The organism is Corynebacterium sp. HMSC076G08 (assembly GCF_001811515.1).
Lineage (GTDB): Bacteria > Actinomycetota > Actinomycetes > Mycobacteriales > Mycobacteriaceae > Corynebacterium > Corynebacterium hiratae.
This window is the reverse complement of record NZ_KV805048.1, coordinates 324-26,994: the sequence shown is the minus strand read 5'-3', so window position 1 is coordinate 26,994 and position 26,671 is coordinate 324. Positions and strand designations below refer to the sequence as shown.

General features: G+C 59.6%; 27 protein-coding genes. 10 read left to right on the top strand and 17 right to left on the bottom strand.

Translation table 11 applies throughout. The features are described from left to right. The first annotated feature begins 86 nt into the window (after positions 1–86). Entirely contained in the window at positions 87–1,403 is a 1,317-nt protein-coding gene (locus HMPREF2806_RS06310; RefSeq protein ID WP_070516865.1) for a DUF349 domain-containing protein, read from the top strand. Positions 1,404–1,417: 14 nt separating this feature from the next. Continuing rightward, a complete protein-coding gene (locus HMPREF2806_RS06305; RefSeq protein ID WP_070516863.1) occupies positions 1,418–2,494 on the top strand; it encodes a GNAT family N-acetyltransferase in 1,077 nt (358 codons plus the stop codon). On the opposite strand, the gene HMPREF2806_RS06300 is transcribed toward HMPREF2806_RS06305, so the two are convergent. The 3 genes from HMPREF2806_RS06300 to miaB are packed head-to-tail and all read right to left on the bottom strand — an operon-like array spanning position 2,476 to position 5,808. Next, complete coding sequence (locus HMPREF2806_RS06300) at positions 2,476–3,564, bottom strand: alkene reductase (RefSeq protein ID WP_070516861.1); 1,089 nt, start codon at positions 3,562–3,564, stop codon at positions 2,476–2,478. The two genes, HMPREF2806_RS06305 and HMPREF2806_RS06300, sit on opposite strands and share 19 nt — an antisense overlap. Before the next feature lie 28 nt (positions 3,565–3,592). Next, complete coding sequence (locus tag HMPREF2806_RS06295) at positions 3,593–4,225, bottom strand: Rv2732c family membrane protein (RefSeq protein ID WP_049157551.1); 633 nt, start codon at positions 4,223–4,225, stop codon at positions 3,593–3,595. Positions 4,226–4,245: 20 nt separating this feature from the next. Next, entirely contained in the window at positions 4,246–5,808 is a 1,563-nt protein-coding gene (miaB, locus tag HMPREF2806_RS06290; protein ID WP_083295550.1) for a tRNA (N6-isopentenyl adenosine(37)-C2)-methylthiotransferase MiaB, read from the bottom strand. 138 nt (positions 5,809–5,946) lie between these two features. Between miaB and gluA the strand changes: the two genes are divergently transcribed. The 4 genes from gluA to HMPREF2806_RS06270 all read left to right on the top strand — a co-directional run bounded on the left by gluA (position 5,947) and on the right by HMPREF2806_RS06270 (position 9,328). Continuing rightward, positions 5,947–6,675, top strand: coding sequence for a glutamate ABC transporter ATP-binding protein GluA (gene gluA / locus HMPREF2806_RS06285; RefSeq protein WP_046649369.1), 729 nt, complete (start codon positions 5,947–5,949; stop codon positions 6,673–6,675). A 68-nt stretch (positions 6,676–6,743) separates the two neighbouring features. After that, the gene (locus tag HMPREF2806_RS06280) at positions 6,744–7,628 is read left to right on the top strand and encodes a glutamate ABC transporter substrate-binding protein (RefSeq protein WP_070513069.1); all 885 of its coding nucleotides are present in this window, start codon (positions 6,744–6,746) and stop codon (positions 7,626–7,628) included. Positions 7,629–7,703: 75 nt separating this feature from the next. Beyond that, positions 7,704–8,390 (top strand): glutamate ABC transporter permease GluC, encoded by a 687-nt coding sequence (gene gluC, locus HMPREF2806_RS06275; protein WP_046649360.1) that lies wholly within the window; start codon positions 7,704–7,706, stop codon positions 8,388–8,390. Next, positions 8,390–9,328, top strand: a complete 939-nt coding sequence (locus HMPREF2806_RS06270) for an amino acid ABC transporter permease (protein WP_046649359.1) — start codon at positions 8,390–8,392, stop codon at positions 9,326–9,328. Before gluC ends, HMPREF2806_RS06270 begins: the two co-directional genes overlap by 1 nt. Positions 9,329–9,334: 6 nt before the next feature. On the opposite strand, the gene recX is transcribed toward HMPREF2806_RS06270, so the two are convergent. From recX to HMPREF2806_RS06255, 3 genes are all read right to left on the bottom strand, one after another. Further along, positions 9,335–9,928 (bottom strand): recombination regulator RecX, encoded by a 594-nt coding sequence (gene recX / locus HMPREF2806_RS06265; protein ID WP_070516857.1) that lies wholly within the window; start codon positions 9,926–9,928, stop codon positions 9,335–9,337. Positions 9,929–9,937: 9 nt separating this feature from the next. After that, positions 9,938–11,071, bottom strand: a complete 1,134-nt coding sequence (gene recA, locus HMPREF2806_RS06260; protein ID WP_046649357.1) for a recombinase RecA — start codon at positions 11,069–11,071, stop codon at positions 9,938–9,940. A 257-nt stretch (positions 11,072–11,328) separates the two neighbouring features. After that, positions 11,329–11,838: a hypothetical protein gene (locus HMPREF2806_RS06255; protein ID WP_141756286.1), complete on the bottom strand. Its 510-nt coding sequence runs from the start codon at positions 11,836–11,838 to the stop codon at positions 11,329–11,331. A gap of 111 nt (positions 11,839–11,949) precedes the next feature. Between HMPREF2806_RS06255 and HMPREF2806_RS06250 the strand changes: the two genes are divergently transcribed. Genes HMPREF2806_RS06250 through HMPREF2806_RS06240 form a run of 3 tightly spaced genes read left to right on the top strand, consistent with a single transcriptional unit; the run spans position 11,950 to position 13,839 of the window. Continuing rightward, a complete protein-coding gene (locus HMPREF2806_RS06250) occupies positions 11,950–12,522 on the top strand; it encodes a biotin transporter BioY (RefSeq protein WP_070516853.1) in 573 nt (190 codons plus the stop codon). Positions 12,523–12,527: 5 nt separating this feature from the next. Beyond that, entirely contained in the window at positions 12,528–13,220 is a 693-nt protein-coding gene (locus HMPREF2806_RS06245; RefSeq protein ID WP_070516851.1) for an energy-coupling factor ABC transporter ATP-binding protein, read from the top strand. A gap of 4 nt (positions 13,221–13,224) precedes the next feature. After that, a complete protein-coding gene (locus HMPREF2806_RS06240; RefSeq protein WP_070516849.1) occupies positions 13,225–13,839 on the top strand; it encodes an energy-coupling factor transporter transmembrane component T family protein in 615 nt (204 codons plus the stop codon). Positions 13,840–13,842: 3 nt separating this feature from the next. On the opposite strand, the gene HMPREF2806_RS06235 is transcribed toward HMPREF2806_RS06240, so the two are convergent. The 4 genes from HMPREF2806_RS06235 to pgsA form a co-directional block, all read right to left on the bottom strand. Next, complete coding sequence (locus HMPREF2806_RS06235; protein WP_070516847.1) at positions 13,843–14,679, bottom strand: PspA/IM30 family protein; 837 nt, start codon at positions 14,677–14,679, stop codon at positions 13,843–13,845. Positions 14,680–14,785: 106 nt separating this feature from the next. Continuing rightward, on the bottom strand, positions 14,786–15,133 hold the full coding sequence (locus tag HMPREF2806_RS06230; protein WP_049157573.1) for a helix-turn-helix domain-containing protein: 348 nt from the start codon (positions 15,131–15,133) through the stop codon (positions 14,786–14,788). A 45-nt stretch (positions 15,134–15,178) separates the two neighbouring features. Continuing rightward, positions 15,179–15,664, bottom strand: a complete 486-nt coding sequence (locus HMPREF2806_RS06225; RefSeq protein WP_049157575.1) for a nicotinamide-nucleotide amidohydrolase family protein — start codon at positions 15,662–15,664, stop codon at positions 15,179–15,181. Next, positions 15,661–16,251, bottom strand: a complete 591-nt coding sequence (pgsA, locus tag HMPREF2806_RS06220) for a CDP-diacylglycerol--glycerol-3-phosphate 3-phosphatidyltransferase (protein WP_198531099.1) — start codon at positions 16,249–16,251, stop codon at positions 15,661–15,663. Before pgsA ends, HMPREF2806_RS06225 begins: the two co-directional genes overlap by 4 nt. A 47-nt stretch (positions 16,252–16,298) precedes the next feature. Between pgsA and HMPREF2806_RS06215 the strand changes: the two genes are divergently transcribed. Further along, positions 16,299–16,589: a YciI family protein gene (locus tag HMPREF2806_RS06215; protein ID WP_010190299.1), complete on the top strand. Its 291-nt coding sequence runs from the start codon at positions 16,299–16,301 to the stop codon at positions 16,587–16,589. A 17-nt stretch (positions 16,590–16,606) separates the two neighbouring features. Here HMPREF2806_RS06215 and HMPREF2806_RS06210 read toward each other — a convergent pair whose 3' ends face one another. From HMPREF2806_RS06210 to dapB, 7 genes are all read right to left on the bottom strand, one after another. Next, complete coding sequence (locus tag HMPREF2806_RS06210) at positions 16,607–17,725, bottom strand: TerC family protein (protein WP_070513055.1); 1,119 nt, start codon at positions 17,723–17,725, stop codon at positions 16,607–16,609. A 179-nt stretch (positions 17,726–17,904) separates the two neighbouring features. Beyond that, positions 17,905–21,135, bottom strand: coding sequence for a DNA translocase FtsK 4TM domain-containing protein (locus tag HMPREF2806_RS06205; RefSeq protein WP_070516845.1), 3,231 nt, complete (start codon positions 21,133–21,135; stop codon positions 17,905–17,907). A 77-nt stretch (positions 21,136–21,212) separates the two neighbouring features. Further along, entirely contained in the window at positions 21,213–21,851 is a 639-nt protein-coding gene (locus HMPREF2806_RS06200; protein ID WP_070516843.1) for a TIGR03085 family metal-binding protein, read from the bottom strand. 43 nt (positions 21,852–21,894) lie between these two features. After that, positions 21,895–23,958 (bottom strand): ribonuclease J, encoded by a 2,064-nt coding sequence (locus tag HMPREF2806_RS06195; RefSeq protein WP_083295551.1) that lies wholly within the window; start codon positions 23,956–23,958, stop codon positions 21,895–21,897. 2 nt (positions 23,959–23,960) lie between these two features. Further along, the gene (gene dapA, locus HMPREF2806_RS06190) at positions 23,961–24,869 is read right to left on the bottom strand and encodes a 4-hydroxy-tetrahydrodipicolinate synthase (protein WP_049157584.1); all 909 of its coding nucleotides are present in this window, start codon (positions 24,867–24,869) and stop codon (positions 23,961–23,963) included. 71 nt (positions 24,870–24,940) lie between these two features. Beyond that, positions 24,941–25,690 carry an FAD-dependent thymidylate synthase gene (gene thyX / locus HMPREF2806_RS06185; protein WP_070513046.1) on the bottom strand — a complete coding sequence of 250 codons (750 nt, stop codon included), beginning with the start codon at positions 25,688–25,690 and terminating at the stop codon, positions 24,941–24,943. Beyond that, a complete protein-coding gene (gene dapB / locus HMPREF2806_RS06180) occupies positions 25,690–26,436 on the bottom strand; it encodes a 4-hydroxy-tetrahydrodipicolinate reductase (protein WP_070513043.1) in 747 nt (248 codons plus the stop codon). The genes thyX and dapB overlap by 1 nt, the downstream gene beginning before the upstream one ends. Positions 26,437–26,671 lie beyond the last annotated feature (235 nt).

Here is a 26,671-nt window from a genome sequence, read left to right as displayed (position 1 = left end):
TGCGCGGCGGAAACGGTAGTGTTGTGTCACATAAGTTCTGGCAGCCGTGTCGCGCGGCGCGATAATACCGAAGGTGGTTTCTTAGCATGTCCGCTATTCCTTCCCCTGGAGCCATGCCTCGCAAGGGCGCTCGTCCCGGCCCGTCTTCCTCTGCCCCGGCCGCACGTCCCGTGCAGCCCGCAAAGAATGATCCCGCCCAGTGGGGCCGCGTTGATGCTGATGGGTCGGTATTCGTCAAGGCCCCCGAAGGCGAACGCAAAATCGGCGAGTGGCAGGCCGGCACCCCGGAAGAGGGCTTGGCGCACTTTGGTGCACGCTATGACGATCTGTCCACCGAGATCGAACTACTAGAATCCCGCCTCACAGCCCATCCGGGCGATGCCGCGTCGATCAAGACGACTGCTGCGGAACTGCGAGAGTCCCTACCTACACAGGCAGTAATCGGTGATATCGCGGCATTGGACAAGCGCCTAGCCACGATCATCGAGCACTCCGTAGAAGCCGGTGAGCAGGCACAGGCTGACAAGGCTCGTCGCCGCGAAGAGGCCATTGCCAGAAAGGAAAAGCTCGCCGCCGAGGCCGAGGACATCGCCGCCAACTCGACGGAGTGGAAGGCCGCCGGCGACCGTATTCGCGCTATCTTGGAGGAATGGAAGCAGATCCGTGGCATCGACCGCCAGACGGATGATGCCCTGTGGAAGCGCTACTCTCGCGCCCGTGACTCCTTCAACCGCCGCCGCGGCTCCCACTTCGCCGAACTGGATCGCAACCGCGCGGCCGCCCGCGCCAAGAAGGAAGAGCTGGTAGAGCGCGCAGAAGCAATTAAGGAGTCCACCAACTGGGGCGAAACGGCGCGCGCTTACCGTGATCTCATGACGGAGTGGAAGGCCGCTGGCCGCGCCCCTCGTGAGATCGACGACAAGCTCTGGGCCCGTTTCCGCGCCGCCCAGGATCATTTCTTCAACGCTCGCAACGCCGTCAATGACGAGCGGGACAAGCAGTTCGCGGAGAACGCCGCCGCCAAGGATGCGCTCATTGCGGAGTATGACTCCCTGATTGACCCCTCCAAGTCCATCGACACGGCAAAAGCCAAACTGCGGGAGCTGCAGGAAAAGTGGGAAGAGATTGGTTTCGTCCCGCGCAAGCAGGTGCGCGAGTACGAGGCCAAGATCTCGGCGCTGGAAAGACGCGTGAGCGACGCCGAGGATTCACAATGGCGCCGTACGGACCCGGAAGCCCAGGCCCGCGTGGCCCAGTTCCAGTCCAAGGTTGATGACTTCACCGCGCAGGCAGAAGCTGCCGAGGCCAAGGGCAACACCAAGAAGGCGGAAGATCTGCGTGCCCAGGCCAAGCAGTGGCAGGAATTCGCGGATGCCGCAGCGGCTGCTGTCAACGACAAGTAGCACCCTCGGTCTGAGTGTTCGTTCAGATTGTCGCGCCACCGGGTTCGGCCTCAGCTGAGCCGGCGGATTGCCTGCGCAGCTTCGTTTTCGACGCCAACCTCGCCGCCCAAGAGGCCAGTGGCGATCCCGCTGCCAGCGGTTCCCCGCGCCGTGTGCTTCAGCGCCTGCAAGGCTCCACAGAGTCTCGCACCTATCTCTTTGGGCTGACTGACTCCGCCTTGGGGCGGGCTGGTGAGCTGGGTCTACCCGTTATCTCAGCGGCAGAGCCCAGCCCCGAAATCGATTTCGATGGCTTCATCCACATCTCCCTTCCGCTCTTGGAAGAAACGGAGAACGCCGATATCGAATGCGTCCTCGCCGCGGATCTCCTGCCCCTGCCTGGGGAGGAACTAGAGCCAGAGGCTCTCGACGTTACCCGATCCCTCGCCCGCGAGGCACTCCGGCTTACCCGCCAGCTGGGCCGCACGACTGCCCAGGTTGGCATGCTGTACCCGCCAGACGCGGACCATACCTATGACCCGATGTCGCAGGCTTACCTTGAGCTCGGGTTTCATTGCAAGCACGCCGAGCGCCAGATGTTCGTCGAGATTGCCCCCACTCCCCCAGTTGTTGGTGCACAGGTGTGGCCCGACTACGACATCCCGGAGGAGCTGCTTGATGATGTCCTGCACCTGCTCACCCTAGCCTCCACCGACGCGGTCTACGGTGACTTAAGCGTCGAGCCCATCGTGTGGACACGACAGCGCCTGAATGAAGCGCACGCACGGCTGCGCTCCCGCAAAGCACATACGCTCCTCGTCGGCATTGTCGAACAGGGACGCGTCGTCGCACTTACTGAACTCTCCCGCCACGGCGATGCGGACCCTGAGGTATGCGAGTGGACTCTTACCGTGACAGACCGCGAACAGCGCCGGCGTGGCTTGGCTACACGCGCCAAGCAGCATGCCCAGTACGCAGTGGCGCACCACTGGCCCGACGTCCGCCGGGCTTACTGCTCAGTTGCCCAGGCGGATCCGGCGATGAATGCGCTCTACGCGCGTCTCGGCGCGCACGTCATCTCGGCGAGCAGTGCCTACGAGCTAACCGTATAGAACGGGTAATCGGTGTAGCCGTGCGCTCCACCCGTATAGAACGTGGCCTCATCCGGCGCAGTGACAGGAAGCTCCTCCTGCCAGCGGCGAACGAGATCCGGGTTGGAGATGGCCAACCGGCCCACGGCCACGGCATCACCGTGGTGTACTAGTTCCTCGGCTTCCGCGCGCTGGGTCACCTGTCCAAACCCCGAATTCAGGATGACACGGGTACGCCCGTTAGCACGCGCTTCGGCGCTCAGCTCAGTAATGAGCTCACCCGTAGGCGCTGCATGCAGGAAGGAGACGTAGGCCAAACCAAGGTCTGCGACAGCGCGCAGCAACCTACCATAGGTGGCACGCACATCCGCAGCGTCGGTTTCCTCAATGCCCTGAATATTGTGCTGCGGGGACAGGCGCAGCGCTACGCGGTCGGCTCCGATCTCCTTCGCCACGGCACGCAGGATCTCTACTACCAGGCGGTAGCGCTTCTCCGGGGTTCCGCCGTAGGCATCCTCTCGGTGATTCGAGCTCGGAGAAAGGAACTGGTGCAGCAGATAACCGTTCGCACCATGAAGCTCCACGCCATCCATCCCCGCATCGATGGCATTGCGGGCAGCTTGGCGGAACTCATCGACAATGCGCGGTAGCTCCTCGATGTCGAGAGCGCGGGGCACCGGGCACTCCTTGCGGGATTCGAAATCTCGGACCGCAGTGCCCGATGCCAGCGCAGAGGGTGCCACCGGTTCTGCACCCTCGAGGAGGCTGGCATGAGAAAGGCGCCCGCCGTTCATCATCTGCATGAAAATGCGTCCGCCAGCTTCGTGGACGGAATCGGCCACTCGCCGCCAGCCGGAAATCTGTTCTGGAGTTTCGATACCGGGCTGGCCAGGGAAAGCGCGGCTGGTCACTGCGGGGAATACGCCCTCCGTCACGATAAGACCCATGGAAGCGCGCTGCGTGTAGTACGTCTCGTGCAAATGCGTGGGGACGCCATCGCGACCTGCCCGTGAGCGGGTCAACGCTGCCATGGTCACGCGGTTTGGCAGGGTCAGTCGTCCCATTTCAAGTGAGTCGAAGAGTGTAGTCATGCACTCCACAACACGAATCTCGTAGCGCTTATTCCTCGTCCTGCTGGCGCCGGTGGCGGGAGGCCGCGCGGGAGCGGCGGTCGTCGATAAGCAGCGGATTCTGTTCTGCCGGCAGCTCGGTAGCGGCTTCGGTCTGCAGGACTCCCACGTGATCGAGCTGGCCGGCGACTTCCCGCACGCGTTCTGCGGCGGCCAACTGCTCAGGACTGCGGCGCAGTGCTACCTGGCAGTACACAAGAAAGGCGACCAACGTTGAGAAGACGCCCACGTACATACCTATGGCAGCGCCATCCGAGGCGCTGTCCCTGTACCAAAATCCCCACAGGTTAGCGAAGAAAGAGATCGTCGTCATCATCCACGCTACGAGAGCCAGCTTGGTCCGGCGAGTGATAATCGTGGCGGTGGTTAAGATCCCCACTCCACCCAGCGCTAGCCATGCGCTGACGGTTTCCATGAGGGAGATACGCACGCCCTCGGCCGTTCCACCGACGAAGAGAGCTTCCCAGCCGCGGGCATCACCGGCATAGGGCAAAACCAAGTAAGCAACCCACGCCACGACGGCCACGATGAGCGCATATTTATGCTTTCCCAATTCGAGAGTCTGCGCTGCGCGCTTCTCAGCAGCAACGGCATCGTGAACGGACTTTAAGTCATCACTCATAAAACGGAGCCTACCCCCTTTTAGCAGCCGCAGGAATCGGCAGGAGCACTGGGCTTGCCGACGCCCGGCAGACCCAGACCCACCCCAATCGGTGCCGTCGTGGGCGTCTGCCCCGCCGCCGACATATCGCCGGCCTTCGTGCGACGGTGCTCGCTCACGCCGGAATCAGCCACCAGGAAAAAGGAGCCTGCATCCGTCACGGTAGCGTGCACAACATCACCGGGGCGAATCTCCGCAGAGATGTCCTTGCCCGCGGCATCGACTGGTGCAAAGTGAACAAGGCGACCATCACGCGCGCGTCCGGTGAGGCGGTGGGTCTCGGCGGCCTTGCGGCCGCCTTCCGCCTGCACCAACAGCTCTACATCAGTGCCGACAAGCTTGGCGTTTTCTTCTGCCTGAATGGAATCCTGCAAGGCGACGAGGCGCTCGAAGCGCTCCTGCACAACTTTCTTGGGGATTTGGTTATCCATTTCTGCGGCCGGGGTGCCGGGGCGCGGCGAGTACTGGAAAGTGAAAGCGGAGGCGAAACGTGCGCGGCGAACCACGTCCATCGTGGCTTCGAAATCCTCCTCGGTCTCGCCTGGGAAGCCCACGATGATGTCGGTGGTAATTGCCGCGTGTGGCATCTTCTCACGGACCTCGTCGAGAATCCCCAAGAACTTTTTCGTGCGATAGGAACGGCGCATGTCCTTGAGGACCTTGTCAGATCCAGACTGCAGCGGCATATGCAGCTGCGGGCACACAGCCGATGTCTCCGCCATGGCATCAATAACGTCGGAGGTGAACTCGGCCGGGTGCGGCGAGGTAAAACGCAAGCGCTCGAGACCCTCAATCTTGCCTACCTCGCGCAGCAACTTGGAAAAGGCGAAGCGATCACGCGGCAGGTCTGGGTCCGCGAAGTTGACGCCATAGGCGTTGACGTTCTGCCCCAATAGGGTCACTTCGGACACGCCTTGATCTACCAGGGCCTGAACTTCTGCGAGGATATCGCCGGGGCGGCGGTCTTCCTCTTTGCCACGCAGCGAAGGGACGATGCAGAAAGTACAGGTGTTATTACAGCCCACAGAGACCGAGACCCACCCAGCATAGGCGGATTCGCGTTTTGCCGGCAGTACGGAGGGGAAAGCCTCGAGGGCATCGACGATTTCCACCTGCGCTTCATTGTTGTGACGTGCACGCTCAAGCAGTGCCGGCAGCGCCGCCATGTTATGGGTTCCGAAAACCGCATCCACCCACGGCGCGTGGTCCAAGACGGTGTCCTTATCCTTCTGCGCCAAGCAGCCGCCAACCGCGATCTGCATGCCGGGATGGTTTTCCTTCGTCTTCTTCAGCGCACCCAGGGTGCCGTACAGGCGCTTGTCGGCGTTCTCGCGCACGGCGCAGGTGTTAAATACGATGAGGTCAGGCTCGGCGCCATCCGGCGCCGCCGAGTAGCCGGCCTCCTCGAGCAGGCCGGAAATGCGCTCGGAATCATGAACGTTCATCTGGCAGCCAAAGGTCCGCACCTCATAGGTGCGGGGCTGGTTATTAGTTACGGGGGAGCTCACGTGGGGACATTCTAACTGGACGACCCCACTACTCATAATGCCCCGACCGCATATAAGAGTTATGGATTTGTTACACAAACCTCCCCGCCTCCACTATCCACACGCCTATTGTTCTACATATGATTCAGCTCACTCTATCTAAGGAGGTGTGATGTGACCGACCATTCCGGCCCGATGATCAAGATGGACGGAGTCAATAAGTACTTCGGTGACTATCACGCGCTCCGCGATATCAACTTGGAGATTGGCCGCGGCGATGTCGTCGTTGTTCTCGGTCCGTCCGGCTCCGGCAAGTCCACCCTGTGCCGCACCATCAACCGGCTTGAAACCATCGACGAGGGTTCCATCGCGATCGACGGCACTCCCCTTCCTGAAGAGGGACGCGAGCTAGCCAAGCTGCGTGCGGACGTGGGCATGGTGTTCCAGCAATTCAATCTCTTTCCACACAAGACCATCAAGGACAACGTCACTCTGGGGCCTATCAAAGTCCGCAGGATGAAGAAGTCCGAGGCCGAAGAGCGTGCGATGCAACTGCTTGACCGCGTTGGAATTGCTAATCAATCAGAAAAATACCCTGCACAGCTCTCCGGCGGCCAGCAACAACGTGTCGCCATTGCCCGTGCCTTGGCTATGCGCCCGAAAGTCATGCTCTTCGATGAACCTACCTCAGCTCTCGACCCTGAGATGGTCAACGAGGTGCTTGACGTCATGACGGATTTGGCCAAAGAAGGCATGACCATGGTCGTGGTGACCCACGAGATGGGCTTCGCCAGGCGCGCGGCCGACCGCATCCTGTTCATGGCCGACGGGGCCATCGTCGAGGACACCGACCCGGAATCCTTCTTCACCAACCCACAATCAGAACGAGCAAAGGACTTCTTGGGCAAGATCCTGCAGCACTAAACGGTTACCAGTTCACCTCTTTTCTCTACCTTCATTCATTTTCCACTCACCTCATCAAGGAGAATCTCATGTCCCGCACTTTCAACCGCATTACTGCCACCGCCGCCGCCATCGCCGCATCCAGCGCTCTGCTCGTTGCGTGTGGTGATTCCTCTGACTCCGCCAGCGGAGGCGAGGGCCTTCTCGGCGCTATCGAGTCTGGCTCTGTCACCCTAGGCACCAAGTTCGACCAACCGGGTCTGGGCCTGCGCGAGGGCGATGGTTCTATGACCGGCCTCGACGTTGACATTGCCACCTACGTGGTCAACCACATTGCCAAGGATAAGGGGTGGGAGGAGCCGGAGATCGAGTGGCGCGAGACTCCGTCCGCGCAGCGCGAAACTCTGATCGAAAACGGCGAGGTTGACCTCATCACCGCAACGTACTCCATCAACGCTTCCCGCGCGGAAAAGGTCAATTTCGCTGGTCCGTACCTCATCACCCACCAAGCGCTTCTTACCCAGGCTGATAACAAGGAGATCAGCGGGCTCGAGGGCCTCGACGGCAAGATCCTGTGCTCTGTCACCGGCTCCACCCCGGCACAGAAGGTGAAGGAAGCTCTGCCCAGCGTGCAGCTGCAGGAGTACGACACCTACTCCTCCTGTGTGGAGGCACTGAGCCAGGGCAACGTCGACGCCATGACTACCGACGCGACGATTCTTAACGGCTACGCCGCTCAGAATCCTGGCAAGTTCCAGGTCGTCGAGTTGGAGAAGGACGGCAAGCCCTTCACCGATGAGTACTACGGCGCGGGTCTGAAGAAGGATGATCAAGAGGCGACAGACGCTGTCAACAAGGCCCTGGAAGAGCTTCATTCCTCCGGCGAGTTCGACAACCTCGTAGCCAAGAACTTGGACAAGGGCGAGGGCATCGACGAGGCCACCGTCGGTGACCTCTCCTTCCTCAACTCCTAAACGCTCGATTAGCCCCCACCTAGCCTGCGCCGAGGACATTCAGCCTCGGCGCAGGCCCGTTAGTAGGAGATTTCTATGGAATCCATGTGGGCCGCACTAGGCCCCGAACTATGGCCAGCCTTTTGGCTCACCATCCAGCTGACGTTCTGGTCTGCCATCGGCGCAATGATCCTCGGCACCATCCTCACTGCCATGCGTGTCTCCCCCGTAAGAATCCTGCGGTGGATTGCCACGACGTACATCACGACGGTGCGCAATACCCCCTTGACTCTCATTATCCTGTTCTGTTCTTTTGGCCTGTACCAGAACCTAGGGCTCACGCTTGCTAGCCGGGACTCTTCGACCTTCCTAGTGGATAACAACTTCCGCCTCGCCATCGTCGGATTCATCTTGTACACCTCGGCATTCGTTGCGGAATCCTTGCGCTCGGGAATCAACACCGTGGACTTCGGTCAAGCCGAGGCCGCACGATCGCTGGGTTTGAGCTTCTCACAGACCTTTAGCACGATCGTCTTCCCTCAGGCGGTACGTGCGGCAATCGTCCCCCTGGGAAATACGCTCATCGCGTTGACCAAGAACACCACGATCGCCTCCGCAATCGGAGTGGCAGAAGCTTCCCTACTGATGAAATCCACCATTGAGATGCATGCGAGCCAGCTCTTTGTCATCTTCTTTATCTTCGCGCTGGGCTTCATCATCCTGACCTTGCCCATGGGCTTAGGCCTAGGCAAACTCTCCGAAACTGTGGCGGTGAAGAAATAATGGCTGTACGCGCAACCGTGCTTTACGACGCCCCCGGCCCCAAGGGCAAGCGGCGCAATCTCATCTATACCGTCATCACCGTCGTTCTCTCGCTAGCTGCACTGTATTGGGTGCTGTCTACATTGGGTGAGCGCGGGCAACTCGACTCCGCGTTATGGACCCCTTTTCTTAACAGCCAAACGTGGACCACGTACCTGCTCCCTGGCCTGCGCGGAACGATCCTTTCCGCTGTAGCATCCATCATCTTGGCCATCGTGTTCGGCGTCATCTTCGGCCTAGGCCGATTGAGCGAGAACGTCATCGTACGCGGCGTGTGTGGTGTGGTCGTGGAATTCTTCCGCGCCATCCCCGTCCTGCTGCTCATGATTTTTGCCTACCAGCTTTTCGCCATCTATAACGTAGTTCCGTCGAAACAGCTGGCGTTTAGCGCCGTGGTCTTCGCGTTGACCCTCTACAACGGCTCTGTCGTCGCAGAGATTCTGCGCTCCGGAATCAAGTCGCTGCCCAAGGGGCAAACTGAAGCCGCTCGAGCGCTGGGCCTTTCGCATGGGCAAACGATGCGTACCATTCTGCTCCCGCAAGCAGTAGCCGCAATGCTTCCGGCCCTCATCGCCCAGATGGTTATTGCGCTCAAGGACTCTGCGTTGGGCTACCAGATTGGCTATGTCGAGGTGGTGCGCTCCGGTATCCAATCGGCGTCCTACAACAAGAATTACCTGGCCTCGCTCATCGTCGTTGCGATCATCATGATCCTCATCAACTGGGGGCTGGGCCTCCTGGCCGAACGCATCGAACGTCAGCTTCGAGCGGGCCGTGCGCGCCGGAACATCATCGCTAAAGTTCCGGAGCAACCAGACCAAGGCTTGGACACCAAAGACCAGGTCAACGTTGATTGGCACTCAGAAAGCTATACAGAAATCCGCAACCCGGACGAATAGAAACAGCTAGGAGAGCTCGGCGATGCGCGCATCCAGCACTTCGATGGAAATACGCATCACCAGCTCCTGGCGATAGCCGCGCCGCGCGAGTGTTCCTACAATGCGACGCAGGAACTTGTCCCTCTCATGGCGGTCGGCGGGAACACTCTTCAAGGTTCGCGCCTTCTTCTCCGCTACGCGGCGCGCTACGGCCTCCTCAGATTCCTCGGTAATCTGCTCTAGGGCCGCTGCGCGATCGGCGGCCTCAACGCCCTTCTCCTTGAGTTCCACATTGAGGGCACGGGCCGACTTACCGCGCCGCGCGTGACGCTGGCGCACCCACTCCTTGGCGAAGGTTTCATCATCAACGAGCCCCACCCCTGCAAGGTCATCGACCACGTCCTCGACCACATCGGGCTCAAAGTCCGCCGCGACAAGCCGGTCACGCAGTTCCTTGCGGGAACGTGCACGTTGATCTAGCAAGCCTAATGCTCGGGAGCGCACGGGCGCCTTCGCTGCTTCAGCATTCGCATCAACAAGCTGCCCACCGGCGTCGCCCGCCTCGTAGGCTTCGAGAGCTTGACGTAGCTTCTCTAGCTTCTCTGGTGAAGGTTGTGCCATTGCGCCTGTTTAGTCGTCGTCGAAATCAACGTTCGGTACCAGATCCACAGCCTCATCCGTCAGCGGATCGTCTGCACCCGGCACATCCATGGCGACGTCCTCACCAGCTTCGGCTGCGGCAGCACCCACGCCGAGCTTGACGAAGATCTTCTTCTCAATCTCATCCGCTAGATCGGGGTTGTCCTTGAGGAAGTTGCGGGCCTTTTCCTTGCCCTGCCCCAGCTGATCGCCTTCGTAGGTAAACCACGAGCCAGATTTCTTAATGAACCCGTGTTCGACACCCAAGTCAATGATGGAAGACTCGCGCGAAATGCCTTCTCCGTACATGATGTCGAACTCAGCGATCTTGAACGGCGGGGACACCTTGTTCTTCACCACCTTGAGCTTGGTGCGGTTACCGATGGCATCCTGGCCGTCCTTCAAGGTTTGGATTCGGCGGATATCGCAGCGCACAGAGGCATAGAACTTCAGCGCCTTACCACCCGTGGTCGTTTCCGGTGAGCCAAACATCACGCCGATCTTTTCACGCAGCTGGTTGATGAAGATGGCGGTAGTCCCGGAGTTGTACAGAGCACCCGTCATCTTGCGCAGCGCTTGGGACATGAGACGGGCTTGGAGGCCAACGTGGCTATCTCCCATCTCACCCTCAATTTCCGCCTTGGGCGTCAAGGCGGCTACGGAGTCAATCACGATGATGTCGATGGCGCCAGAGCGCACGAGCATATCTGCGATTTCCAGAGCCTGCTCACCGGTATCCGGCTGGGAAACCAAGAGGTTATCCGTGTCCACGCCAAGCAGACGCGCGTACTCAGGATCGAGCGCGTGCTCCGCATCGATAAACGCCGCGATGCCGCCGTTCTTCTGCGCCGATGCGATGGCGTGCAGAGCAACGGTGGTTTTACCCGAGGATTCAGGTCCATAAATCTCTACGATGCGACCGCGCGGGAAGCCACCGACGCCCAGCGCAATGTCGATGGCCGTATTCCCGGAGGAAATGGCCTGGATTGGCGGGCGGTCATCGTCACCAAGACGCATGACGGCTCCTTTGCCAAAATCCTTCTCAATCATCGCCATTGCGGCATCGAGGGCTTTCTGACGATCATCGCCCTTGCTAGCCGCCGAGGACTTCTTCTTCGTAGCCATTTATTTCCTCACTATCGTGCGTCAGTTAGTGTGCAGTGCTGTATGTCATTAAATGGGGGCACCTAGTTAGACTGCCATGAAGCAACTTCGGTTCCCAGGCCCGTCGCATTGTGTTTCCGGCATCGTCCCGGTTCCATCACATGCCACGAAAGTACCCTAACGTTTCCACCAGACCACAACCCACAATACACACACAAGTGTTCGATTGCCCATTCGAGCAACGCGCGTGTCTGAGACCTAATCCAACGCCTCGCCGCCTAGTGAAGTTTCCACGGACCGCCCTGCTCTGTACGGACGAAAGACACCTGCTCATCGGCAGGCAGTACGGCAACTACCCCGCCCAGCGCGCTACAGACATCCAGCTCATCAAGAGAGGCCCTGCTGCTCACATACTTCGACGCTCCACGCCCCTGCGCATCCCGATAAATCTCAACACTCCCCGAGCTTGGCGGCACCCATTCATCATCCTCGTCGGTACCGCCCTGCCAGGTTCCCCCACTAGCGTTTATGACATCCTCCTCGACAGCCCCAGGACAGATAAAGATCACGCGGTGATATTCGGAATCGAAGATGTCGCCGACGCGCATGTCGACGCTGCCAGACTCCCCTTCCTCCACCCCGGCCGCTTCTTCGATATTTTCGATGACATTCGCGGAACCTATCAACGAACATCCAGCCACGCTCCCCAGCGCGATACCGGAAAGAAGCGCTACCACACTGACACGAGCAAGCCCTAAGACATGCTCCATCTTCTTTCTATTTGCCATGCCTCTAGATTACCCCGTTCGGGGTAGTTTCAAGGCCTAAAAGCCGTGCTTGAACACTGTTCAAAAGTGCCTATTTGCTGCATCATTAAGCTACTAGATAAACTTTGGCCCATGAAAAAGAATTCCGTCGCGACTGATATCGCGTACGTCGCGGTCTTCACCGCGCTCATCATAGTCTTTGCGTTCGTCTCTATCCCTACGCCTACCGTGGGCGTGCCCATCGTTCTTCAAAACGCCGTCATCATCCTGGCTGGCCTCGTCCTTGGTGGCCGCCGTGGCTTTTTCGTCGGTCTACTCTTCATAGCTCTCGGCCTCGTCGGCCTTCCCATCCTTGCCGGCGGCCGCAGTGCCCTGAGCGCCATTGCCGGCCCCACCGTGGGCTACCTTGTCGGCTACGTCGTCTCACCCGCCATCGCCGGCCTCATCGCCTACCGCGCGCCGAGAAGCAAAGGAGGCATGACGGTAGTCCTCGCCATCGCCGGCGTCGTCGGCCTGGCCGTGCAGTACTTGTGCGGCATTGTTGGCCTGATGGTCCGCTCTGACATGTCCTTCGGGGCGGCCGCCGTGGCTCAGGGCCCGTTCGTCATCCCCGATCTCATTAAGGTCGCCGTGATGGTTGTCATCGCCGTCGGTGTCCACGCAGCATTCCCCGACCTGATGGGTCGCCGCACCAAGGCAAAGTAGCACCAGTGCCGCAGATTGACTTCCGCAACGTTTCCGTCACCTTCGACGAAACACCGGTGCTCAAGGATATTTCTCTCTCATTAAACGAACAGCGCATCGGCATCATCGGTGCCAATGGTGGCGGGAAATCCACTCTCGTCCGGCTCATCAACGGTCTTGGTGAACCTTCACGTGGTGAGGTCTTGGTGGATAACGTGGACGTCGCCAAGCACGGCAAGGAGATTCGCCGCCAGGTGGGCTTCGTGTTTTCTGATGCGGAGAACCAGATCGTCATGCCGCACGTGCGCGATGACGTGGAATTCTCCCTTCGCCGGCTCAAGCTGTCTCGTGAGGAGCGCACCGCGCGCGTCGACGCCGTTCTCGAGCGCTTCGGCCTGACGCCGCTAGCTGAGCAGTCCCCGCACACTCTCTCCGGCGGGCAGAAGCAGCTCCTCGCGTTGGCGGCAGTGCTTGTCATGGAACCCACCGTCATCATCGCTGACGAACCCACGACCTTGCTAGATCTGCGCAACCGCGATCGCATTCGCCGCGAATTTGCGCAGCTCGAACAGCAACTCATCGTGGTTACCCATGACCTTGACTTTGTCTCTGATTTCGATCGCGTTCTGTGCATCGATAACCACCACGTCGTAGCCGACGGATCTCCCGACAAGGTCATTTCCTTCTACACCGAACTCATGAAATCCCGCCCGCTCTAGAGTCATGCCTAAAAACATCCCCCTCGGCTACTACGTCGACGCCGATACCATCATTCATCGCATACCGGCCGCGGTGAAATTCCTCGTGCTCATCGGCTTCATCCTCGTGACCTCGCTCGCCGTGCACACGCTTCCTTGGGCGTCGGCCAGCCTCTTCCTCCCACTAGTGCTCTTTCCCGTCGCCCGCATCCCGTTTCGCGTCGCACTCGGACAGCTTGTTCCTCCGCTCTACCTCCTCGTTGCGCTCGCAGCTTTTCAGTGGTGGCAGAAGGATTTGCTGTCGGCCGCGATCATGTTTCTCACCATCTACGCAGCCATCAGCGCGGCGGTGCTGCTGACGCTGACAACGAAGGTGTCGGAGATGATGGACTCCCTCGATCGGGCCCTCGCGCCACTGGGGCGCCTCGGGGTTCCGGTTGAGAACATCACGCTGGCGATGTCCCTGACAATTCGTTTGCTCCCCCTCATGCTGGGGACCGTGGTCGAGGTGCTTGATGCACGAAAAGCCCGGGGTGCCACGGCATCACTGACCGCTTTTGGCACCCCGGTTATCATTCGCTCAATCCGCCGAGCACGCGCGATGGGTGAGGCGCTTCAAGCCCGCGGCGTCGGCGACTAAACCTTATTCTCCGCGCAACTCGCGTAGGCGAGCCTGGACGGCATCCTCCTGCACGTTCGGCTGACCCTTAGCCTCTGCCGAACCGATTGCCTGCTGGGAGTTTCCCTCCACTGCCTTCGGGTTATTCATCTCCGCGCGGATCTGCTCGAGACGGGAGTGGCCAGCCAGTTGCACGCCAGCCTGCTCGATCTCCTGCATGCGGTTAGACACTGAGTTCTCGGCGAGCTCTGCCTGGCCCAGGGCCTTGGAGTAGCGGCGCTCAATCTTGTCACGCACAGCATCCAGAGAAGGCGAGTTACCGTTTGCGGAGAGCTCGTTCATCGAGTTGAGGGACTCGGAGACCTTCTCCTGCATCTTGGCCTGCTCGAGCTGCGACAGCAGCTTGGAGCGCTCGTTGACCTTCTCACGAAGCGCCATGCCGTTGCGTTCAACGGCCTTCTTGGCCTGCTCCGCCTGCTGTAGAGCCTGATCGTGGAGCTTCTTAGTGTCCTCAACAGACTGCTCAGCGGTAACCAGCTGGGCAGCGAAGGCTTCAGCCGCGTTTTCGTACTCGGTCGCCTTCTGTGCATCGCCTTCGGCACGGGCCTTGTCCGCAAGGCTCAGGGCGTTACGGGTATTCTGCTGCAGCTTTTCAATCTCACTCAAACGACGGTTCAGCTGCATCTCCAGCTGGCGCTGATTACCAATGACCGCAGCGGCCTGCTGTGACAGCTCCTGGTGCTGGCGCTGCGCCTCCTCGATTGCCTGCTCAATCTGAACCTTCGGGTCGGCGTTCTCCTCGATCTTGGAATCAAAGAGAGCCATCAAGTACTTCCAGGCTTTTACGAATGGGTTCGCCATAACAGGAGGTGCCTTTCTCAGCAGTTCGTTGTGTCAATAAGGTGTGTAACAAGAATATTTCCTGCCTGCCTAATAGTAGCGAAGCAGACAGTATTCCGTTGCGGTTCTATAGTTCCGATGCAGCGGGTGCGGTGGATGCGAGCTCCTCATCCATCGACGGCAACGCCATGTAGCCGGCCGCCTCAATGAGGACATCGGAGACGCTGACATCGAGTGCATGGCAGACAGAGGCCAGCAGCTCGGAGGAAACCTCCTTGCGGCCACGCTCCAGCTCCGAAAGATATCCCGGGGAAACACGCGCCACACCGGCGAGTTCGCGGAGGGTCACGCCTTTATCCGCGCGGAAGGCGCGAAGCGTTAATCCGAGGGCCTCACGCAGCAGCGGTTCAGGAGTCCGCGTCGACCGCGCCGGGGACTGGGTGGGTTTATCGAGTAGTGCAACTGAAGTGTTCATCACCCCGTACAACGGCTCAGCAGTCGTACTTGTTCCCACAATCAACTAATTTTCTTCAAGAGTTGATAGGAGAAGACTCAATGCCGCCTCAATGGCAGCGAAACGAATCGCGTTGCGCCCCTCAGCAGGAAGCTCATAAAGGACGCCGCGCTTGGCGACGCCCCCGCCACCCCTCCCGCATAACCCCACGTACACCGTGCCCGCGGGTTTGCCTTCCTGGAGGTCCGGCCCGGCTACACCAGTCAGCCCTACCCCCCAATCTGCACGCGTTTCAACGACCGCCGCCTCAGCCATCTGCGCAGCAGTCGCAGCAGACACCACGCCTTGCTCCTCAAGTTCTTCCACGGTGGTGTTGAGAAAATGAGCCTTGACCTCTGTCGCATACGTCACCAGCCCACCCCGCAGCACCGCCGAGGCTCCCGGGATGCACGCCACAGTCGCAGCGGCTAGACCAGCAGTAAGGGACTCACAGAACGCCACAGTTTCACCGCGTTCGCTGAGCGTGGATACTAGTTGCGCCTCGATGCTCATTGGTTCTCCCTATGGCCATCAATGAGGTACTGGATGCCGGTCAGGACGGTAACGAAGGCGGCGGCCAACATAACGAGGAGGCTCGGAAGGTCCATCCACCCTGGCAGCGGACAAAGATACAACGCCACCGCCACAGTCTGCAACGCTGTCTTGAGCTTTCCGCCTTGGGAAGCCGGCACCACCTTCCCTTGACGCAGCAAGAAGAAGCGCCAAATCGTAATGCCGAATTCGCGAAACAGAATCAGCACGGTGATCCACACCGGCAAAGCCCCGGTGATATTGAGGCACACGAGGGCCGCGGTCATCAGGGCTTTATCCGCGATCGGGTCCGCAATCTTGCCAAAGTTAGTGATGAGTCCCCGCGCGCGTGCAATATCGCCATCCAACTTATCCGTGAGCATCAAGAGCGCGAAGCAGAGGAAAGCCCACCATTCATGGCCGGCGAGCACCAGCCAGGCAAACAGGGGGATAAAGAGGATGCGCAAACTAGTCAGGATGTTGGGCAGGTTCCAATTGGAGACCTCGGGGTTTACATCCGTGGTTCGAGATTGGTTGCGCGCAGCCTGAGAATCATTCACGCTCTTCATCCTACCGTGGCCTCCCTGCCACTCGAGCGAGCACTACCATGGTCGGTATGAAGTATTTCGCAGTTTCCTATGAATACAATCCATCTAACCCGGTTATTGCTGAGGTTCGCCCGAAGCACCGCGAATTCATCGGCGCACTCCACGACAAGGGCCAGATCTGTGGCTCTGGCCCCTACACCGATTCCAAGGGCGGGGCGCTCATCGTCCTGCAATTTGAGGATGAGTCCGTAAAGGTGGCCGATGTCATCGCCCTCATGGACCAGGATCCCTTCTACACCGAAGGCGCTGTTACTGGGCGCGCTTTCCGCGAGTGGAATCCCGTTATTAATTCCTTCTAAATCCCCGCGGCCCGAGTTTAAGGCAGCTCGGACTTGGGAAGTTCGTCCGCCTTGCCGACGAGCTCGCCCTCCTTGTTGCGAACGATCTTGTTGCCATAATCGTCCCAGTCGTAGTGGTTGTGGGAAATCACCACACCACCCTGGGCTTGGTCGCGTTTGTCCTTCCACACCGACAACAACACCGTCACGAAGAGGACGCCAACGATGACCAGCAGCGACACCATGGTCGTAATTTCCGGTACCGCACTGACATTCTCGCCGCCGTTGATGAAGGGCACGTTGTTCTCATGCAAAGCGTGGAAGAGCAACTTGACACCGATGAACAGCAAGATGATACCCAGGCCATAAGGCAGGTAGACCAGGCGGTCCAACAGGCCATCAATGAGGAAGAACATTTGGCGCAGCCCCATGAGAGCGAAGGCATTGGTGGTGAAGACGAGGAAAGGCTCCGAGGTAATGCCGTAGATAGCTGGGATGGAGTCGAAGGCAAACATGACGTCGATCAGCCCGATAGCCGCCAAAGCAACGAAAAGCGGCGTCAGGGCGAATTTGCCCTTCTTCTCACCGGATTCCTCACGGTGGGTGAGCTTGTCACCGTGGTAGCGCGGGGTCACATGGATCACTTTGCGCAGCCACTTGACTACCAGCATGTCGTTGGGGTCGGTCTCGGGCGTCCCGTTGATCTCATCGATGAGCAGCTTGACTGCGGTGTAAATAAGGAAGATGGCAAACAGGTAGAAGACATCCGACCATGCCGCAATAATGGCCGCGCCCATCAAGATGAAGACAAGGCGGAAAACCAGCGCTAGGACGATACCGATGAGCAATACCTTCTGCTGATACCTGCGGGGAATCTTGAAGGAGCCCATGATGAGCGAGAACACGAATAGGTTATCCACGCTCAAAGCCTGTTCCGTCACCCAACCGGTGTAGAACTGTGCCGCGTGTTCGCTGTCCCACAGCACCCACACAACTCCGCCAAAGACAACGGCCATCGCCATGTAAAACAGGGTCCAGCCGCCGGATTCCTTAATGGTCGGCTCATGTGGTGAACGAACATGACTGTAGAAGTCGAAGATGAAGAAGCCTAGGATCACCGCGATGGTGATGGCCCAGACCCATAGTGGCACATGCATAATGAGTTATCCCTCCGGTCGACACGACAATAAAGACCGGAGGTCTCCCCCGCTAGCAAGCCGATGTCACAGCCTCGCTAGCCGACGCGACCGGGAACTGTACCGCAGTTGCCGTGTTGACGATCGACGCCGTGGATTGGGGTACTCCCCTCCAAGACTCGTCCTATCCTACACGGAACTTAGAACGCACCTGTGGAGGGGTTAGCGGAGATTTCAACGGTGCGGGTATCGGCTTCAGCGTCGTCTACCCCGCCGGCACCTTCGGCGTCTTGGACCTCCTTCGGGGCCTCTGCTGGGTCAGCGCCCTTGATCATCCAGATGATAGTGTCGAGCTCCTCCGGCTTGACCAGAACCTCACGTGCCTTGGAGCCTTCGGAAGGCCCGACAACACCGCGCGACTCCATGAGGTCCATGAGTCGACCGGCCTTGGCAAAGCCGATGCGCAGCTTGCGCTGGAGCATCGACGTCGAGCCCAACTGGGAGGTGACCACAAGGTCGACGGCCTCCAAGAGATCGTCCATATCCTTGCCGATCTCCTCGTCGATCTCCTTCTTCGCCTCCGAGGCCTTATCGTCCGTCACGCCTTCCGTGTAGTTCGGCGAGCCCTGTGCCTTCGCGGCGTCGACAACCGCCTGCACCTCCTCGTCGGAGACGAACGCACCCTGCATACGCACCGGGCGGCCGCCCTGCGGGATGAAGAGGCCATCGCCCATACCGATGAGCTTCTCGGCTCCACCCTGATCCAGGATGACTCGAGAGTCCGTAAGCGAGGACGTCGCAAAAGCCAGACGAGAAGGAACGTTGGTCTTAATAAGACCGGTCACAACGTCCACGGACGGGCGCTGCGTTGCCAGCACCAAGTGGATACCGGCCGCACGTGCCTTTTGAGTAATGCGAACGATGGAATCCTCAATTTCCTTCGGCGCCGTCATCATGAGGTCCGCGAGCTCATCCACGACGCACACGATGTACGGGTACGGGCGCATCTCTCGTTGGGAGCCGGCAGGAGCCTGGTATTCGCCACTGCGGACCTTCCGGTTGAAGTCCTCGATCTTGCGCACGCGGGCAGCCTGCATGTCCATGTAGCGCTGCTCCATCTCCTCCACCAGCCACTGCAGGGCCGCCGCAGCCTTCTTCGGCTGCGTGATGATGGGGGTGATGAGGTGCGGGATACCTTCGTACGGGGTGAGCTCCACCATCTTCGGGTCGACGAGGATGAGGCGGACGTCTTCCGGAGTCGCGCGGGTCAACAGCGAGACCAGCATGGAGTTCACGAACGCCGATTTACCCGAACCGGTTGCGCCGGCCACGAGCAGGTGCGGCATCTTCTTCACGGAGAAGGAGGTGTACTCGCCTTCGATATCCTTGCCCAAGCCAATCAGCATGGGGTCATGGTCGGCACGCAGTGCCGGGGAATCCAGGACGTCGCGCAGACGCACCATCTCTCGGTCCGCATTGGGCACCTCAATGCCGACTGCGGACTTGCCTGGAATCGGGGTGAGCAGGCGCAAGTTATCCGTCGCGACGGCGTAGGCCAGGTTGGACTGCAGGTTCGTAATCTTCGAGACCTTGACGCCAGGGCCCAGCTCGATCTCATAGCGCGTGACTGTCGGACCACGGCTAAAACCGGTGACCTGGGCATCGACTTTGAACTCCTCGAAGACCTCGGTGATGGCCTCGATGATGCGATCGTTAGCCTCCGTGCGTGCCTTCGCAGGTTTGCCGGCGGTGAGCAGGTCCGTCGTCGGCACATCGTAGCCGCCGCCCAGGGCAGTGTCTTCCGCACCACTCGGGGCTGCGGGTGCTTCTTCGGCTACGCTCTGGGCTTCATCCTCAATCTTGGCACCCGTTCGCGCATCACGTCCGGATCGTTCCTGGAACATGCGCACTGCCTCGGAATGAGCGGCGGAGACCACGTCCTCTCCCGCTGAGCCAGCCGACGCTGCGCTTGCCGACGCCTCGGCAGCCGCCGCTCCCAGTGCTGCACCGGCGGCACCGCCGACGTCCACGCGGGGACGCTTCATCGGTGTTGGCTTGGGCTCTGGCTTTGGTTCGACTTTCTGCTCCGGTTGCGGAGTTGGCTGCGGGGCTGGCTCAGGATCCGGTACGACGGGGAACTCGTCGGTATCATCCGCGCGGCTATCAAAGCTCGGGCGGCCGTGCTGTACGGGCTCCTGGCTTACTGGCTGAGCTGCCGAGTCGAAAGAGACGGTGGCATTGTCATCCAGAATCTGCTTTGGCATCGGCTTCGGTGTCTGCTTCGGGCGCGGTCGCGAAGTGTATGCCGGGCGCACAGGACGCTCACGCCCCTCGGCGATGGCGTCGATGTCATCGCTGACGTAGTCGTAGTCGTCCGCGGGGGCGTCGTCAAGCAGCTCCTGATCTGAACGATTCTTCCTGTCACGCAGGCCGCCGACGAGCGCCGCACATTGCGCGGCCACAAAATCATATGCTTCACGCAGGGTGATGCCCGTGATATTGAGTGCCCCATACACAATGAGCAAGAAAAGCAAAGGCACCGCGACATAACTAGAAAAGGCCGCCACCAGCAGCTCGCCGACTCCAAAGCCGATGGCACCGCCTGCCTCCCCGGCGGCGTTGTTATTCCAGGTCAGCTTCGGAAGACCGGCAAAGATGTGAATGAGGCTCAGCATGCACACGACGATGAGGGCCGTGCCGCCCACCACTCGTGGCTTGAAATGGCCCGCCGGACCGGACAGATCCATCATGAGCGCAATGGCGACGGCGACCAGCGCAACGGGAAGAACATAGGCGCCCGCGCCAATCACATAGCGCACAGCGTTGGTGAGGTACTCACCGATAATGCCGGCCACCTGGAACCACGTCGCGCAAGCAAGGATGATGGCCACGCCGATAAGCACAAGAGCCACCGCATCTGGATTGGAGACGCGGATGCTCTTCTCAGTGTGAGCTGGACGCCCCATGACCGTCGTCGGCATCTCACTGTCGACGTCGCGTGCTCGCGTTACCTTGCTCTTTGCCGGAACAGCGCTATCGGCCTTGTTGCTCTTTTTCTTGTTCTTCGCGCGTCCAGAAATTTCCCCTGGCTCCCTCAACTCGTCGTAATCATCGTAGGCACCCTCGTCATGAGCAGCATCGTAGGCGGAGTCATAGAGGTCGTCATCTCGACTCCCCGCATCTACCGGCTTGAGACCGGCAAGGCCGTGCCCGACCCCTCGCGCCATGCTTCCCACGCCTCGGGCGGTAGCGCCAAAAACGGTTCCCAGTCCTCGGCCAACGGCGCGAAAGGCGCTGCCGGTCCTCTCTTCGGAGGTCTCGGCAGCGCGGGTTGCGGAGGTCAGCGAATAGCTTGTGCGGCCGGACGGCCGCGACCGATTGGCGGTGCGACCTCGGCCGGAGGCGCGAGACGGAGCGTTCTTGACAGACATGCCTGCCACTTTAGTAGCAAACACACCATTAACAACATGCGCCACACGCGTGCACTGAAGATTTTAGACAGTTCAGCCTACAGACTTGACCTAACGACGGCGGATGAATCCCCGTCAATCTCAACGCGAGCCGCCTCGCGGCCGAACGCCCATAGGAGCAACTCGGAAACTGCCCCACGGACCCGCACCACGTTGTCCCCCTTCGCTGCCACACGATGTTTATCCGCCGCGACGAGTGGCGCAAACCCAGCCGGCTCCAGCACTACCGGGAGGCGAGAGTGCGCCAACAGCCTTAACCCGAGAAACTTTAGCGGTGCGAGCAACTCCTTCTGCACCGCTAGCGAGAAATCACGCGGTTCGCTGTGCGCATTGGCCCGGCGTAGGTCTTCGTGGTGCACAAAATGCTCTGCGGTGTTGAGCACTGAATCCACGTAGCGCAGAGGGTTGAGCTTTCCCAATCCCCTACCCCAGTCATCCACCAGTTCCTCAAAATCTCGCGCACGGACTTCCTCCATGATGCTGTCCGCATGGGAAGTCAGCGCTGGAACAAAAGAACTGATGACGACGTCGGGCCGGTTTTCGCGGATCCAGAGGTGCGACACGAGGTCGCGGGCCGTCCACCCTTCGCACAACGTTGGAGCATCGGGACCAAGTTCACGGAATAACGCCACCATCTTGGCGCGTTCTGCTGAGGAAAACGACATGCGCCCCAGCATACCTACCAGAAGCAGGAACGCTGGGGCACTGTCTACCTAGACGTTAGAGCGATTCACGGGAGGCGTGAACTTCATCGTCGTCAGGCATCAGGACATCCGAGTTCGTCGGCACGATGGTCGGCAGAATGACCGGCTCGCGCTTGTACTTGGAATCCATGAGCTTGGATACCTTGCGGCGCAGCTTCTGCACCATGCGGTAGGTATCGTTCTCGCCCTCAGCGGCGAGATCGTTCATCGTGGACTCAACCAACTTGGCAACCTCCGGCACGATGCCGCGGTCATCGTCAGAGAAACCAGTGGTGGATACAGCCGGATGCTCAAGCAGCCGGGACGTGCGGTTATCAATCACACAGGTGATGGAAACGACGCCGCCAGAGCCGAGGTTGGTGCGGTCTGCCAGGGTATCTGCGTCGACGTCACCCATGGAGACGCCATCGACGTAGAGGTTACCCACGGTAATCTGGCCAACAACCTCTGCACGGCCGTTGCGCAGATCAACGACAACGCCGTTCTGTGCCAGAACCACGCGGTCGCGGTCAACGCCAGTGGAGACTGCCAGTTCCTTGTTTGCACGCAGGTGACGCCACTCGCCGTGGACCGGCATAACGTTCTTCGGACGCGCAGCGTTGTACAGGAAGAGCAGCTCGCCGCCGTAGCCGTGGCCGGAGGCGTGAACCTTGGCTTCCTTGTTGGTGATAACTTCAGCACCAATCTGGGAGAGCATGTTCATGACACCGTAAACGGCCTCTTCGTTGCCCGGAATCAGGGACGAGGAGAAGATGATGAGGTCGCCGTCGCGGACGGTGATCTGACGGTGCTCACGGCGTGCCATGCGTGACAACGCAGCCATTGGCTCGCCCTGGGTACCGGTGGTGATGAGCAAGACCTTGTGCGGTGCCATCTTGGCAGCCTCGTCGATCGAGATGATGGTTCCGCGCGGAACCTTCAGGAAGCCCATCTTCTCGGCGATTTCCATGTTGCGCATCATCGAGCGGCCGTTGAAGGCAACCTTGCGGCCAGCATAAACGGCGGCGTCGATAGCTGCCTGTACACGGTACACGTTGGACGCGAAGGTTGCGATGATGACGCGCTGCTTAGCATTGGACACCAGGCGGCGGAAGGTAGCCGGGATATCTCCCTCGGATGCGGAAACGCCCGGGATGTTCGCGTTGGTGGATTCGCAGAGCATCAGGTCGACGCCCTCATCACCGTAGCGAGATAGCGCCGGAAGGTCGGTCGGACGGTTATCCAGCGGGGTCTGGTCCAGCTTGATGTCACCGGTGTGGATGATATTGCCAGCCGGGGTGCCCAGCATGATGCCCAGTGCATCCGGAACGGAGTGGTTAACTGCCCAAAAACGGCAGCGGAACGAACCGTAGTTCACATCCGACTTCTCGTTGACCTCAACGAACTTCGGCTTCTGGCGGTGCTCCTTACACTTCGCCGCAATCAGCGCGATGGTAAAGCGCGATGCCACGATTGGAATATCCGGGCGCAGCTTCAGCAGCCACGGGATAGCACCAATGTGGTCCTCGTGAGCGTGGGTTACAACGAGAGCCTTGACCTTGTGAATCTTCTTCTCGATCGGGCCAAAGTCCGGCAGGATCAGGTCAACGCCAGGCTCACCGGAGGACGGGAAGAGCACGCCACAGTCGATGATGAGCATCTCGTCCTGGTACTCGAAGACGGTCATGTTACGACCGATCTCAGAAATACCGCCCAGGGCATAAATACGCAGCGAATCCTTCTGCTGCTTCGGCGGCTCCGGCAGACGCTTCGTCAGATCCGCGCCCTGCATGGACTTGGGAACGTTGCGGCGGCCACGGTTGTTATTACGGTTGCGATTGTTGTTGCGGCCACCGTTGTTGTGGTTGTTGTTGCCGCCGCGACCGCGACCACGGCCGCCACGGGAACCACGGGAGCGAGAACGGCGGTTGCCGTCCTCAGAATTCGAGTTATTAGACTCGTTCGAATTATTGCCGGATGCAGCCGATTCGTTCGGCGCTTGAAAAACCGGCGAAGCCGCCTCATTCGAGGCGGTCTCAGTCTCCGAAGGCGGACCCGCCTTACGGGTTACCTTGCGGGAGCGATTACGGGATTCAGTCATTCTTAAAGGACTCCAGCCTTTTCCAAATCGTGGCGGAGAGCCTCGATCTCCTCCGCGTCAGCCGCGGTAACTGGGAGACGAGGTTCTCCAACTTCAATACCCTGCAGACGCAGGGCAGCCTTAACAAGAGTTGCTCCTCCGAGGCGGCCTTGCGCCTCGACGAGCGGGGACAAAGTTTTCGCGTTAATCTCTCGTGCACGTGCAATATCGCCTTCATCGAAGGCCACGTAGAGATCAGCCAGGGCGCGCGGAGCGAGGTGACCAATCACGGAAATAACGCCCGAAGCACCGAGGGCCAGCCACGGCAAGTTCAGTCCGTCATCTCCGGAGTACCATGCCAAACCGGTTTCCTGGATAAGCGGTGCGGCTGCTACAAGGTCGCCCTTGGCGTCCTTAACAGCCTTGATGTTCGGCACCTCCGCGAGGCGAAGAAGGGTCTCCGTCTCAATCGGAATGCCCGAGCGGCCAGGGATGTCGTACAGACAAATGGGGAGGTCCACGGCGTCAGCCACAGCAGTAAAGTGCGCGTACACACCAGCCTGGGAAGGCTTGGAGTAATACGGGGTCACGACCAGAAGGCTGTCTGCTCCCGCATCAGCGAAAGCGCGCGCGGCCTCAATACTGGTGGCGGTGTTATTAGTTCCCGCACCAGCGCACAACTTAGCGCGGCCGCCTACCTCTTCCTTTACAGCTGCGAACAGCTCCAGTTTCTCATCCAACGACGTCGTCGGTGATTCGCCCGTGGTCCCAGACAAAATGAGCGAATCAACGCCGTTATCAACCAAATGAGCTGCTAGGCGACGACCAGCGGACACGTCCAAGGCGCCGTCCTGGTCAAATGGAGTGACCATAGCTACGCCTACGCGTCCGAAGGTGTCGACGCCTGCCTGTGCTGTCATACCTGTGCTCATAGGCGTCAAGATTACCTGCTTTCGCCCCTATTGGCCGCATCGGGGTCGTGCGCGAGTCTCCTGCAAAGCCTTTAAGCGTACGGGCTCGAAGCCATTTCGGTGCCGTCAGCCAGGGTGGTGATATGGAAGTCGTCGAAAAGCACCGGCGATTGCTCCCGCAACAGCTTCAAGCACGTGACGGCGAGCTGGCGCATCTCTGTATCGGCTTGTTCAGTCGCCCGCGCGCCAATAAAGTGACGCCACGCGCGATAGTTTCCCGTCACGACGATGCGGGATTCCGTGAGATTAGGTAATACCGCACGCGCTGCTTGTCGAGCCTGTTTCTTGCGCAGCAATGCATTTGGCTCCTCTTCCAACTTGGACTCGAGAGCGTCGAGGAGCTCCTCGTAGACAAACCTCGCTTCGTCGGCCGCCTGGAGGGTCAACCGCGTTAGCTGTTCATCTTCCGCAATGAATTTGGGCAGGACTACCTCCGCCTCCTCGGAATGCACGAAACGTTGCGAGAGCTGCGAGAAGGAGAAATGACGGTGGCGAACCAGCTCATGCGACGCCGACCGCGATAGTCCCCGTATATAGAGCGTCGCCGTAGCATGCTCCAGCAATGCATCGTGGCCTACCTCCAGAATGTGGTGCAGATAGGCCTGATTTGAGGCGGTACGGGGATTCGGCTTGTCGAAGGACTCATAACAGGCGCGTCCGGCAAATTCGACTAGAGCCTCGCTTTCCGACGCCCCCTCATCAACCTCCCAGTCCACTCCTCGCGGCGCATGGAATGCGGTTGCCGCAATGAGCTGGACATCAAGCTCAGAGACCTTTGCCATTACAGCCCCAAGTACTTCTCAAGTCCCACGGTCAAGCCTGGGTGGGATGCGATTTCTCGTACACCCAGCAGAACACCGGGGGTAAAGGAAGAGCGGTCATAGGAATCCTGACGGATGGTCAAGGACTGGCCTTGAGTGCCGAAGATAACTTCTTCATGAGCCACCATTCCCTGCATACGGACTGCGTGGACGTGAACACCATCGACGTCTGCGCCGCGCGCTCCATCGAGAGACTGCTCGGTCTTGTCCGGCATAGCGTCCAAGCCTGCCTCCTGGCGAGCCTTCGCAATACCCTGCGCAGTGTGAACCGCGGTACCGGACGGCGCATCGAGCTTGTTCGGGTGATGGTATTCAACTACCTCGGCACTGTCGAAGAACTTCGCCGCCTGCGCGGCAAACACCATGGTCAGTACAGCTGAAATAGCGAAGTTCGGGGCAATGAGAACGTTGCCGGCGCCCTCTTTCTTAGTCCACTCCTCCACCTTGGCTAGGCGTCCTGCATCGAACCCCGTGGTACCCACAACAGCGTGGATGCCATGTGCGATGCAAAACTCTAGATTGTCCATGACCGATGCCGGCTGGGTGAAGTCGACGGCGACCTCGGCACCCGATTCAACCAGCTTCTCCAACGGGGTCTCGCGGTCGATGGAAGCAACTAGCTCCAAATCCTCTGCCGCATTAACGCCTTCCACGATTGCTTGGCCCACGCGCCCTTTAGCCCCCAAGACGCCTACCTTGATAGTCATTGACAATCCCTTCATACGTGTTCGTGCGGTTAACTGTGCCCAGTCTATCCCTGACACCGGCGAGGTTTCAGACAGGGCTCATTCGGTTGCCTGAGATCCGTAACTTTCCTTCTCTTCGCTACGTCCTTGAGTAGAACCCTTCAACTGGAGTCCATCGAATGTGCTGGCCAATGTGCGGTGGCTACCCCCATTTATAGTAAGGACTTGACACGAATTTAACGCAGGCTATGGCCAT

Excerpts from the sequence above, each read along its gene's own strand:
- HMPREF2806_RS06310 (WP_070516865.1), top strand. The coding sequence starts at position 87 with ATGTCCGCTATTCCTTCCCCTGGAGCCATGCCTCGCAAGGGCGCTCGT.
- HMPREF2806_RS06300 (WP_070516861.1), bottom strand. The coding sequence starts at position 3,564 with ATGACTACACTCTTCGACTCACTTGAAATGGGACGACTGACCCTGCCA.
- HMPREF2806_RS06295 (WP_049157551.1), bottom strand. The coding sequence starts at position 4,225 with ATGAGTGATGACTTAAAGTCCGTTCACGATGCCGTTGCTGCTGAGAAG.
- miaB (WP_083295550.1), bottom strand. The coding sequence starts at position 5,808 with ATGAGTAGTGGGGTCGTCCAGTTAGAATGTCCCCACGTGAGCTCCCCC.
- gluA (WP_046649369.1), top strand. The coding sequence starts at position 5,947 with ATGATCAAGATGGACGGAGTCAATAAGTACTTCGGTGACTATCACGCG.
- HMPREF2806_RS06280 (WP_070513069.1), top strand. The coding sequence starts at position 6,744 with ATGTCCCGCACTTTCAACCGCATTACTGCCACCGCCGCCGCCATCGCC.
- gluC (WP_046649360.1), top strand. The coding sequence starts at position 7,704 with ATGGAATCCATGTGGGCCGCACTAGGCCCCGAACTATGGCCAGCCTTT.
- HMPREF2806_RS06270 (WP_046649359.1), top strand. The coding sequence starts at position 8,390 with ATGGCTGTACGCGCAACCGTGCTTTACGACGCCCCCGGCCCCAAGGGC.
- recX (WP_070516857.1), bottom strand. The coding sequence starts at position 9,928 with ATGGCACAACCTTCACCAGAGAAGCTAGAGAAGCTACGTCAAGCTCTC.
- recA (WP_046649357.1), bottom strand. The coding sequence starts at position 11,071 with ATGGCTACGAAGAAGAAGTCCTCGGCGGCTAGCAAGGGCGATGATCGT.
- HMPREF2806_RS06255 (WP_141756286.1), bottom strand. The coding sequence starts at position 11,838 with ATGGCAAATAGAAAGAAGATGGAGCATGTCTTAGGGCTTGCTCGTGTC.
- HMPREF2806_RS06250 (WP_070516853.1), top strand. The coding sequence starts at position 11,950 with ATGAAAAAGAATTCCGTCGCGACTGATATCGCGTACGTCGCGGTCTTC.
- HMPREF2806_RS06240 (WP_070516849.1), top strand. The coding sequence starts at position 13,225 with ATGCCTAAAAACATCCCCCTCGGCTACTACGTCGACGCCGATACCATC.
- HMPREF2806_RS06235 (WP_070516847.1), bottom strand. The coding sequence starts at position 14,679 with ATGGCGAACCCATTCGTAAAAGCCTGGAAGTACTTGATGGCTCTCTTT.
- HMPREF2806_RS06230 (WP_049157573.1), bottom strand. The coding sequence starts at position 15,133 with ATGAACACTTCAGTTGCACTACTCGATAAACCCACCCAGTCCCCGGCG.
- HMPREF2806_RS06225 (WP_049157575.1), bottom strand. The coding sequence starts at position 15,664 with ATGAGCATCGAGGCGCAACTAGTATCCACGCTCAGCGAACGCGGTGAA.
- pgsA (WP_198531099.1), bottom strand. The coding sequence starts at position 16,251 with ATGAAGAGCGTGAATGATTCTCAGGCTGCGCGCAACCAATCTCGAACC.
- HMPREF2806_RS06215 (WP_010190299.1), top strand. The coding sequence starts at position 16,299 with ATGAAGTATTTCGCAGTTTCCTATGAATACAATCCATCTAACCCGGTT.
- HMPREF2806_RS06210 (WP_070513055.1), bottom strand. The coding sequence starts at position 17,725 with ATGCATGTGCCACTATGGGTCTGGGCCATCACCATCGCGGTGATCCTA.
- HMPREF2806_RS06205 (WP_070516845.1), bottom strand. The coding sequence starts at position 21,135 with ATGTCTGTCAAGAACGCTCCGTCTCGCGCCTCCGGCCGAGGTCGCACC.
- HMPREF2806_RS06200 (WP_070516843.1), bottom strand. The coding sequence starts at position 21,851 with ATGCTGGGGCGCATGTCGTTTTCCTCAGCAGAACGCGCCAAGATGGTG.
- HMPREF2806_RS06195 (WP_083295551.1), bottom strand. The coding sequence starts at position 23,958 with ATGACTGAATCCCGTAATCGCTCCCGCAAGGTAACCCGTAAGGCGGGT.
- dapA (WP_049157584.1), bottom strand. The coding sequence starts at position 24,869 with ATGAGCACAGGTATGACAGCACAGGCAGGCGTCGACACCTTCGGACGC.
- thyX (WP_070513046.1), bottom strand. The coding sequence starts at position 25,690 with ATGGCAAAGGTCTCTGAGCTTGATGTCCAGCTCATTGCGGCAACCGCA.
- dapB (WP_070513043.1), bottom strand. The coding sequence starts at position 26,436 with ATGACTATCAAGGTAGGCGTCTTGGGGGCTAAAGGGCGCGTGGGCCAA.